This is a genomic window from Rudaea sp., assembly GCF_036383415.1.
Taxonomy (GTDB): Bacteria; Pseudomonadota; Gammaproteobacteria; order Xanthomonadales; family Rhodanobacteraceae; genus Rudaea.
In genome coordinates this window covers 1-8,833 of the sequence record NZ_DASVOK010000316.1, presented here as the reverse complement: position 1 = coordinate 8,833, position 8,833 = coordinate 1, and the positions used below count along the sequence as shown (strand labels likewise).

The following is an 8,833-nucleotide window of genomic DNA, read 5'->3' as shown; positions in this document are numbered from 1 at the left end:
CGCCGGCGACGAGTTCGGCGATCAGCGCGCGCGGGCCCTGTCCGGCGCCACGGAACTTGAGCACGTACAAACCTTGATCGTCGGCTTCGACGATCGCGGGCAGTGAGCCACCCTCGCGCAGCGGGGTGACGTAGCGGGTGGCGGTGACGGTGCGCAGTTGCATCGCGCAATGATCGACGATCGACCTGCTCTTCGTCCATGCTGCGCCGGGCTAGCGCTGCGCCGGGGCGCTCGCCCATAATCCGCGGATGGCCGCGACGTCGGCGGCCACTTGATCGGGAATCCGCATGCTTGAACTGAAGCGCACGCCGTTCCACGAGCGCACGTCGCGTCTGTCTCTGCCGCAGAACTGGCGGCGTTGGGCCGGCTACATCGTCGCCGGATCGTACGACCTCTTGCTCGACCGCGAGTACTGGGCGATCCGCGATGCGGCCGCGCTGATCGACATCACGCCGTTGATGAAATACGTGATCGAAGGCCCGGACGCTGCGAAACTGCTGCATCGAATGACGCCGCGCGACGTGCTCAAGATGGCCGTCGGCCAGGTGTTCTACACCGGCTGGTGCGACGACGACGGCAAGCTGCTCGACGACGGCACGATCTCGCGCCTTTCCGAAACGACGTTCCGCCTGACCTCGGCCGAACCGAGTCTGCGCTGGCTGGCGATGAATGCGGTCGGCATGGACGTGACGATCACCGAAATCACCGACCAGGTCGCCGCGCTGAGCCTGCAGGGGCCGAAGTCGCGCGCGATCCTCAACCGCGTCTGTGCCAAGCCGCTCGACAAGCTCAAGTTCTTTCGTCTCACCGAAACGACACTCGCGGGCAAGCCGGTGACGATCTCGCGCACCGGCTACACAGGCGATCTCGGCTACGAAATCTGGATGGACGCGGGCGACGCGCTAGCGGTCTGGGACGCGCTGATCGAGGCCGGCCGCGACTACGGCATTGTGCCCTGTGGCATCCTCGCGATGGACATGGCGCGCGTTGAAGCGGGCCTGTTCATGATCGACGTCGACTACACCGCCGCGAACCACGCCTGGATCGCCGGGCAGAAATCGACGCCGTTCGAGATGGGCCTGGGCTGGACGGTCGCGCTCGACAAGCCGGGCTACTTCGTCGGCCGTCGCGCGCTCGAGCGCGAGCACAAGGAAGGCTCGGCGTGGAAACTCACCGGGCTCGAAGTCGACTGGCAAGGACTCGAACAACTCTACGCGCGCGTCGGTCTGCCGCCGCAGATTCCGGGCATGGCGATGCGCGGGAGCCTGCCGGTGATGCACGCGGGCAAGCAGGTCGGCTATGCCTCGACGAGCACCTGGTCGCCGGTGCTGAAGAAATATATCGCGCTCGCGCACGTGCAGCGCCCGCATTACGAAGCCGGTACGCGCCTGGCGATGGAAGTCACGGTCGAGCACCATCGCCTGCATGCACCGGCGACCGTGGTCAAGTTGCCGTTTTACGAACCCGAATGGAAACGTAAATGAATCGCGAAACCGGGCATCCTGCCGCGGTTCGCAAACAAGCGATCGCGGTGGAGCCGCGCCACGCTTGTCGAATCGACGATGGAACCGCCGATTCGTCGGCACATCCATGTGCCGAAAATTGCACGGATGTTTTGTCGAGAGGACTTGGATGAGTAGCAACCAATACGACGCCATCGTCATCGGCGCGGGTCACAACGGCCTCGTCGCGGCCGCATATCTCGCGCGCGCGGGCAAGAAGGTCGTGGTGCTCGAACGCCGCGAGGTCGTCGGCGGCGCGGCGATGACCGAGGAAATCTTTCCGGGCTATCGTTTCACCGAATTCAGTTACGTGGTCAGTCTGCTGCGGCCGGAGATCATCCGCGATCTCGAATTGCCGAAGCACGGCTTGAAGATACTGCCGCTGCCAAGCACGGTGACGCCGCTCGACAACGGCGACTACCTCGGCAGCTGGGACGACCACGACCTGACCCGTCAGGAGGTCTATCGTCATTCGACTAAAGACGCCGAAGCCTCCGACGAATATTCGCGTGTGATGGCGCGCGCGGCGAAGGCGATCAAGCCCATCATCGGCATGGTGCCGCCCGATCCCTCGTCGCTGAGTCCGCGCGACCTGCTCGGCCTGCTCAAGCTCGGCCAGTACGCGCGCAGCCTCAGCGAAAAGGAGTTGTACCGCATCGCCAAGCTCGTGACCCAGTCCTCGGCCGACCTGCTCGACGAGTGGTTCGAGTTCGATGCGCTCAAAGGCACGAAGTCGGCGAGCGGCATCATCGGCACGTTTCTCGGACCGCGCTCGCCGGGCACGGCCTATGTGCTGCTGCATCACTACATGGGCGAGATCGACGGTGCGTTCCGCGCCTGGGGTTTCGCCAAGAACGGCACCGGCGGCGTCTCGGCCGCGATCGCGAGTTCGGCGCGCGCGCTCGGCGTCGAGATCCGCACCAATACGCCGGTCGAGAAAGTCATCGTCAAAGGCGGCGTCGCAGCGGGCGTGGCACTGCAGAACGGCGACGAACTGCAGGCCAAGATCGTGCTGTCCGCGGCCGATCCGAAGCGCACCTTCCTGCAGTTCGTCGACGACAAGCATCTGCCCGGCGAATTCAGCGAGGCGGTGCGCAAGTTCCGCGTGCGCGGCTCGTCGGGCAAGGTCAATATCGCGCTCAATGCATTGCCCGATTTCACCTGCTTGCCCGGCGAAGGGCCGCTGCATCGCGGTGCGATCTCGATCAGCCCGAGCATCGACTACATCGAGCGCGCCTACGACGAAGCCAAGTACGGCCAGTACTCGAAGAACCCGTACATCGACATGATCATCCCGTCGATGATCGACCGCGACATGGCGCCGCCGGGGCACCACGTGATGTCGTGCTTCGTGCAGTACGCGCCGTACGACCTCGAAGGCGGCTGGGACGACGCCAAGCGCGAAGCGTTCGGCGAGACCGTGATCTCGACGATCGAGAAATACGCGCCGAACATCCGATCGTGCATCGTCGGCAAGCAGGTGATCACGCCGAAGGACATCGAGCGCATCGCCGGCATCACCGGCGGCAACATCTTTCACGGCGAACTCTTGCTGCACCAGCTGTTCTTCTTCCGCCCGGCGCCGCAGTGGGCTGATTTCCGCACGCCGCTGCCGGGTTATTACTTCGGCGCGGCCGGAGCGCATCCGGGCGGCGGCGTCATGGGCGCGCCGGGCAAGCTCGCGGCCGAAGCGATTTTGAAGGATCGGAAATAATGGCCTGTGACGTCATCATCATCGGCGCCGGCCACAACGGACTCGTCGCCGCGAACTATCTGGCCAAGGCCGGCAGGAAGGTGCTCGTGCTCGAACGCCGGGACATTCCCGGCGGCCAGCTCGTCACCGAATCGTTCGCTGAAGGCTTCAGTGCGGATGCGTTGTATGCGAGCGCGCAGCTGCGCCCCGACATCGTCGCCGATCTCGGCTTGCGCATCGAAGCGCCGCGCGCGAACTCCGCATACACATGCCTGCTCGACGGCGGCAAGCGCCTGACCCTCGACGCCGACCCCGCGCGCGCGAGCGCGGCGATCAAGGAATTCTCCGCGCGCGATGCCGAGCGCTGGCCCGAGTTCGTCGCTTTCATGGATCGCGCCGCGGCCTTCCTCGACGCCGCCTACCGCACGCCGATGCCGCGCCTGCCGCATTTCGCGCTGCGCGAGGGCCTGCCGCTTGCCGGCCTGCTGTGGAAGCTGCGCCGCCTCGGCGGCCGCGACATGTTCCGCGTCGTGCGCGCGATGTCGATGTCGGCCGAGGAATTCACCAGCGACTGGTTCGAATCGGAACCATTGCGCGCAGCCGTGTCCGCGCTCGCGATCCACGGCGTCACCCTCGGCCCGATGTCGGCCGGTACCGGCTACACGCTGATGCACAACTGGCTCAACCGTGGTGGCCTCGCGCACCGACCGGTTGCAGGTGGTGTCGGTTCGATCACGGCTGCGCTGGTCGATGCGCTGAAGTCGCGTGGTGGCGAAGTGCGCACTTCGGCCGAGGTGCGCAACGTTATCGTCGATGGTCAACGCGCGCGTGGCGTGCACCTCGCCAACGGCGAAGAAATCGCGGCGGATTGCGTGATCTCCGCTGCCGATCCGCGCCGCACGTTCCTGCATCTCGTCGGCGCGGCCGAACTGCCGCCCGAGTTCGTCTGGCAGGCGCAATCGATCAAGTTGCGCGGCTGCGTGGCGAAAGTGCATGTCGAAACCGACGGCAAGCACGGTCTGCCGGATGGCACGCTCGCGGTCGCACCGTCGATCCGCTATCTGGAGCGCGCCTACGACGCGGCCAAGTACGGCGAGACTTCGGCGCAGCCATATTTGGAGGCCACGACGAACGGCAATATCGTCTCGATCCATTTCCAGTTCGCGCCGTATGCGCTGCGGAATGGCGATTGGGACGCGGCGCGCGCCATAGTCGCGCAGCGCGCGATCGATACGCTCGACGCGCATTGCTCCGGTTTCAAGGCGTCGGTCCGACGCACGCACGTGATTACGCCGCGCGATCTCGAGTCGGACTACGGACTGAGCGAAGGCGACCTCAACCACGGCCAGCTCATCCTCGACCAGATCTTCTTCATGCGCCCGCTGCCGGGCTGGTCGAAACACGCGACGCCGATCGACGGGCTCTACCTGTGCGGCAGCGGCGTGCACGGCGGTGGCGGCATCAGCGGTGCCGCGGGGCGCAACGCCGCCCAAGTGGTCATTACATCCAAATAAAAAAACCCCGGGCGTTTCCACCCGGGGTTTTTGTGGTCCGTGATGCGGGACGCTTAGGCGACCTGCACCTGGTCGGCCTGCAGGCCCTTCGGGCCCTGCACGGTCACGAAGGTGACCTTCTGGCCTTCCTGGAGGGTCTTGAAGCCCGAACCCTGGATCGAACGGAAGTGGACGAACAGGTCCGCGCCGCTTTCCGGGGTGATGAAGCCGAAGCCCTTGGCGTCGTTGAACCATTTCACGGTGCCGGTCTGACGGTCAGCCATGTCTAACTCCTTGCAAAGATGAATGAAAGAAAAATCGCGACTTCGGGAGACCCGAAACCGAGACTGTGATTGCGAAAGGAGAACACGGGCGAAACGTGAAGCGGTTCGTTGGATCGACCCAACGGCCACGGTGCACTGTGACCTTTGCAAAACGCAGTGCGCGCACAATACAGGCAAATTAACGGAAAAGCCACAGCGGACGCTGCGCAAGCCGCGCGCCACCTGTCACAATCGGGGTCAAATCGCAGGGGGAATCATGAAATACGGGTCGATGGGGATGATGTTGTTCGCTGTCCTTGTCCTCGCGGGATGCGTGGGCACGGCGCAGAAAATCCCGCGCGCGCAGGCGCAGCGGGAGGTCGAGGCGACCGAGCGCGCGTTCGCGAAAACCATGGCTGACCGCGACCATGCGGCCTTCACGGGCTTTCTCGCCGAGGACGCGGTCTTCTTCGGCGGTAAGGAGCCGTTGCGCGGCAGGGCCCAGGTCGCGGCCGGCTGGAAGAAGTACTTCGAGCAGCCCGCCGCGCCGTTCTCGTGGGAGCCGGCGCAGGTTGAAGTACTCGATTCGAGCGCGCTGGCGCTGAGCACCGGGCCGGTGCGCGATCCGGCAGGCAAGGTCATCGCGACGTTCAATTCGATCTGGCAGCGCCAGCCATCCGGCACATGGCGCATCGTGTTCGACAAAGGCAGCGAGGTATGCGGCGATGGCAAGTAGTGCGGCGGTAATCGAAAGCGGCGATGCCGCGGTGAATTCCAAATGGCGCGTGCTGTTCGCGAGCCTGATCGGCACGACGATCGAGTTCTTCGATTTCTATATCTTCGCCACGGCGGCGGTGCTCGTGTTCCCGAAGCTGTTCTTTCCGGCCGGCGACCCGACCTCGGCGCAGCTGCAGTCGTTCGCGACGTTCGCCGTCGCCTTCTTCGCGCGCCCGGTCGGCTCGGCCGTGTTCGGCCACTTCGGCGACCGCGTCGGGCGCAAGGCGACGCTCGTCGCCGCACTGCTGACGATGGGCCTGTCGACCGTGATCATCGGCTTGCTGCCGACCTATGGCTCGATCGGCATCGCCGCGCCGCTGCTGCTCGTGCTGTGCCGCTTCGGCCAAGGCCTCGGCCTCGGCGGCGAGTGGGGCGGCGCGGTACTGCTCGCGACCGAGAACGCGCCGCCGGGCAAGCGCGCCTGGTACGGCATGTTCCCGCAGCTCGGCGCGCCGATCGGCTTCATCTGCTCGGCCGGAATTTTCCTCGTCCTGACCGCCACAATGAACGACGCGCAGTTCTTCACCTGGGGCTGGCGCGTGCCATTCCTGCTTTCGTCCCTGCTCGTCCTCGTCGGCTTGTACGTGCGCCTGCGCCTGCAGGAGACGCCGGCGTTCCTGCGTGCGATCGAGCAGAACGAGCGCGTCGCCGTGCCGATCGGCGCGGTGCTCTCGCGCCATGCGCTGATCCTCGTGATCGCGACCTTCGTCTGCCTCGCGACCTTCGTCCTATTCTATCTGATGACGGTGTTCTCGCTGAGCTGGGGCACGGGGCCGCTGGCTTATCCGCGCGGCGAGTTCCTGATCATGCAGATCCTCTCCATGCTCGCGTTCGCCGTGGCCATCCCGCTGTCGGCCGTGATTGCCGACAAACGCGGACGGCGCGCGATGCTGATCGTCGCGACGGTCGCGATCCTGGCGTTCGGGCTGCTGTTCGGGCCGATGTTCGTCAAGGATCAGCCGTTGCTCGTGCTCGTCTTCCTCGCCGTCGGCCTGTTCCTCATGGGCTTGACCTACGGCCCGCTCGGCACGGCGATGGCCGAGCTGTTTCCGACAGCGGTGCGCTACACCGGCGCCTCGCTCGCGTTCAACCTCGCCGGCATCCTCGGCGCTTCGCTCGCGCCGTATTTCGCGACCTCGCTGGCGCGCGACTACGGCGTTGCCGCAGTGGGTTGGTACCTGGCCGGTGCGGCGCTGCTGACCTTGCTCGCTCTGCTCGCGATCCGACCGGGGCAGGTGCACGACTGAGCCACGAGAGCCCTCTCCCGCGACAGCTTTATCGTTGGGGAGAAGGGCTGGATGAGGAGGCGCTCTTCAGCGGCAGCAGGTTGCGCAGCTCGTCCTTCTCGACGGAAGTGATTGAACCGTCGGCTTGCTTCTTCATCAGGTCTTCCACGCGTTGCTGCATGGTCTGCCGATCGAGTTGTTTGAGCGCATCGAAGAACTCCGCGCGCCAGGCGTCTTCGCCGCCGGGGAATTCCATTACCGCCAGTTTCTGCAGCGCGCGACCTTCCTCGCGCTCGGCGTAGAGATCGACGATCGCGGCTGTGGCAATCTCGGCGCGTTCGCGGCACAGCGCGATCAGTTCGACGAGCAGCGCGATGCCGGGCAGGCGCAGCGCGGAAAACGTGTGCGGCGGCTCGATCGCGGCAGCGAAGCCGGGATTCTGCAGGAGCAGGGCGACGGCGATGCGCACGAGCGAGCGTTCCTGCGGCCGCGCGGGCCTGCGCGGCGTGTCGCTCACGGGCGCATCGATGCGCAGCGTCACATTCGCGCGCTTGTCGAGTTCGGCAACCATCAGGTCGCGGAACGCGCCGTCGGGAATCTGAGTCAGCAGCGGCCGCGCGCGTTCGGCGAGGCGCGCCTTGCCGTCGAGGCTGGCGAGGTTCACATCGCTGCTCAAATTGGAGAAGAAGAATTCGGACAACGGCGTCGCCGCTTTCAGGCGCTCCTCGAAGCCATTTTGTCCTTCGCTGCGCACGAGCGAATCCGGATCCTCGCCTTCGGGCAGGAACAGGAAGAAAGCCTGGCGCCCGTCGCGCATGCGCGGCAACACCGATTCGACTGCCTTCCACGCCGCGCCGCGCCCGGCGCGGTCGCCGTCGAAGCAGAAATAGACGTCGGCGCAGTTGCGGAACAAGAGCTCGGCATGGTCGCGCGTCGTCGCCGTACCGAGCGTGGCAACGGCTTGGGTCACGCCATGTTGGAACAGCGCGATCACGTCCATGTAGCCTTCGACCACGATCAGTCGCGGAATCTTCGCGTGCGCCTGACGCACCTGCCAGAGCGCGAACAGCTGCTGGCCCTTGTGGAACAGCGTCGTCTCGGGCGAGTTGAGGTATTTCGGACCGGAGTCCTCGGTCTTTTCGAGGATGCGTCCGCCAAACGCGATCGTGCGCCCGCGCCGGTCCGCGATCGGGAACATCACGCGGTTGCGGAAGTACTCGTACTTGCCGCGCTCGCCGCTTTTGACCAGCCCGCTTTTTTCCAGCAGTGCCATGCGTTGCGTGGAGGTGCCGAGCGCAGATTTCAGCGCATCCCATTGATCCGGCGCATAGCCAAGGCCGAAGCGGGCGATCGTCTCTGCGTCGAGCCCGCGCGAATCGAAATACGCGCGCGCCTTGGCGTTCTTCGCCAGCTCGCGCTGGTAGAACTTCGCCGCCGAGTCGAGCAGCGTGTACAGGTCGGTCGAATCCTCGACCGGGCGTGCACCGCCGCCTTCGTACGGCACCTTGAGGCCGACGCGCTGGGCGAGCTCCTCGACCGCGTCGGGAAACTCCATGCGGTCGTAGTTCATCAGGAAACCGATCGCGCTGCCGTGCGCGCCGCAGCCGAAGCAGTGGTAGAACTGCTTGGCCGGGCTCACCGTGAACGACGGCGAGCGCTCGTCGTGGAACGGGCAGCGCGCGCTCCAGTCGCGCCCTTGCTTGCGCAGAGGCACGCGCTGCTCGATCACCTCGACGATGTCGACGCGGGCGAGCAGGTCGTCGATGAATTGCGTGGGGATGCGGCCGGCCATGCGCGATAGGATGCCACGCGGCGGGTCTGGCCTCACGTTTGGCGGCGCCGCGCGCCACCCTCACCCGTCGCGCTGCGCGCGCCGACC

General features: G+C 65.7%; 7 protein-coding genes and 1 pseudogene. 5 read left to right on the top strand and 3 right to left on the bottom strand.

The annotated features are described in order from the left end of the window. Positions 1-157 (bottom strand): annotated as a pseudogene (locus VF497_RS11880) (aminotransferase class I and II); the annotation flags it as partial. A 130-nt stretch (positions 158-287) separates the two neighbouring features. Here VF497_RS11880 and VF497_RS11875 point away from each other — a divergent pair. The 3 genes from VF497_RS11875 to VF497_RS11865 all read left to right on the top strand — a co-directional run bounded on the left by VF497_RS11875 (position 288) and on the right by VF497_RS11865 (position 4,709). Continuing rightward, entirely contained in the window at positions 288-1,484 is a 1,197-nt protein-coding gene (locus VF497_RS11875; protein ID WP_330888948.1) for an aminomethyltransferase family protein, read from the top strand. A gap of 148 nt (positions 1,485-1,632) precedes the next feature. Continuing rightward, positions 1,633-3,216 carry an NAD(P)/FAD-dependent oxidoreductase gene (locus VF497_RS11870; protein ID WP_330888946.1) on the top strand — a complete coding sequence of 528 codons (1,584 nt, stop codon included), beginning with the start codon at positions 1,633-1,635 and terminating at the stop codon, positions 3,214-3,216. Continuing rightward, a complete protein-coding gene (locus tag VF497_RS11865; RefSeq protein ID WP_330888943.1) occupies positions 3,216-4,709 on the top strand; it encodes an NAD(P)/FAD-dependent oxidoreductase in 1,494 nt (497 codons plus the stop codon). Before VF497_RS11870 ends, VF497_RS11865 begins: the two co-directional genes overlap by 1 nt. Before the next feature lie 53 nt (positions 4,710-4,762). On the opposite strand, the gene VF497_RS11860 is transcribed toward VF497_RS11865, so the two are convergent. Then, a complete protein-coding gene (locus tag VF497_RS11860; RefSeq protein ID WP_018971780.1) occupies positions 4,763-4,972 on the bottom strand; it encodes a cold-shock protein in 210 nt (69 codons plus the stop codon). A gap of 22 nt (positions 4,973-4,994) precedes the next feature. Between VF497_RS11860 and VF497_RS11855 the strand changes: the two genes are divergently transcribed. Both VF497_RS11855 and VF497_RS11850 read left to right on the top strand, forming a co-directional pair. After that, positions 4,995-5,687 (top strand): nuclear transport factor 2 family protein, encoded by a 693-nt coding sequence (locus VF497_RS11855; RefSeq protein ID WP_330888941.1) that lies wholly within the window; start codon positions 4,995-4,997, stop codon positions 5,685-5,687. Next, positions 5,677-6,975 (top strand): MFS transporter, encoded by a 1,299-nt coding sequence (locus VF497_RS11850; RefSeq protein ID WP_330888939.1) that lies wholly within the window; start codon positions 5,677-5,679, stop codon positions 6,973-6,975. Before VF497_RS11855 ends, VF497_RS11850 begins: the two co-directional genes overlap by 11 nt. A gap of 28 nt (positions 6,976-7,003) precedes the next feature. Here VF497_RS11850 and dnaG read toward each other — a convergent pair whose 3' ends face one another. Further along, the gene (gene dnaG, locus VF497_RS11845) at positions 7,004-8,746 is read right to left on the bottom strand and encodes a DNA primase (RefSeq protein ID WP_330888937.1); all 1,743 of its coding nucleotides are present in this window, start codon (positions 8,744-8,746) and stop codon (positions 7,004-7,006) included. Between the last annotated feature and the right edge of the window lie 87 nt (positions 8,747-8,833).

Excerpts from the sequence above, each read along its gene's own strand:
- VF497_RS11875 (WP_330888948.1), top strand. The coding sequence starts at position 288 with ATGCTTGAACTGAAGCGCACGCCGTTCCACGAGCGCACGTCGCGTCTG.
- VF497_RS11870 (WP_330888946.1), top strand. The coding sequence starts at position 1,633 with ATGAGTAGCAACCAATACGACGCCATCGTCATCGGCGCGGGTCACAAC.
- VF497_RS11865 (WP_330888943.1), top strand. The coding sequence starts at position 3,216 with ATGGCCTGTGACGTCATCATCATCGGCGCCGGCCACAACGGACTCGTC.
- VF497_RS11860 (WP_018971780.1), bottom strand. The coding sequence starts at position 4,972 with ATGGCTGACCGTCAGACCGGCACCGTGAAATGGTTCAACGACGCCAAG.
- VF497_RS11855 (WP_330888941.1), top strand. The coding sequence starts at position 4,995 with ATGAAAGAAAAATCGCGACTTCGGGAGACCCGAAACCGAGACTGTGAT.
- VF497_RS11850 (WP_330888939.1), top strand. The coding sequence starts at position 5,677 with ATGGCAAGTAGTGCGGCGGTAATCGAAAGCGGCGATGCCGCGGTGAAT.
- dnaG (WP_330888937.1), bottom strand. The coding sequence starts at position 8,746 with ATGGCCGGCCGCATCCCCACGCAATTCATCGACGACCTGCTCGCCCGC.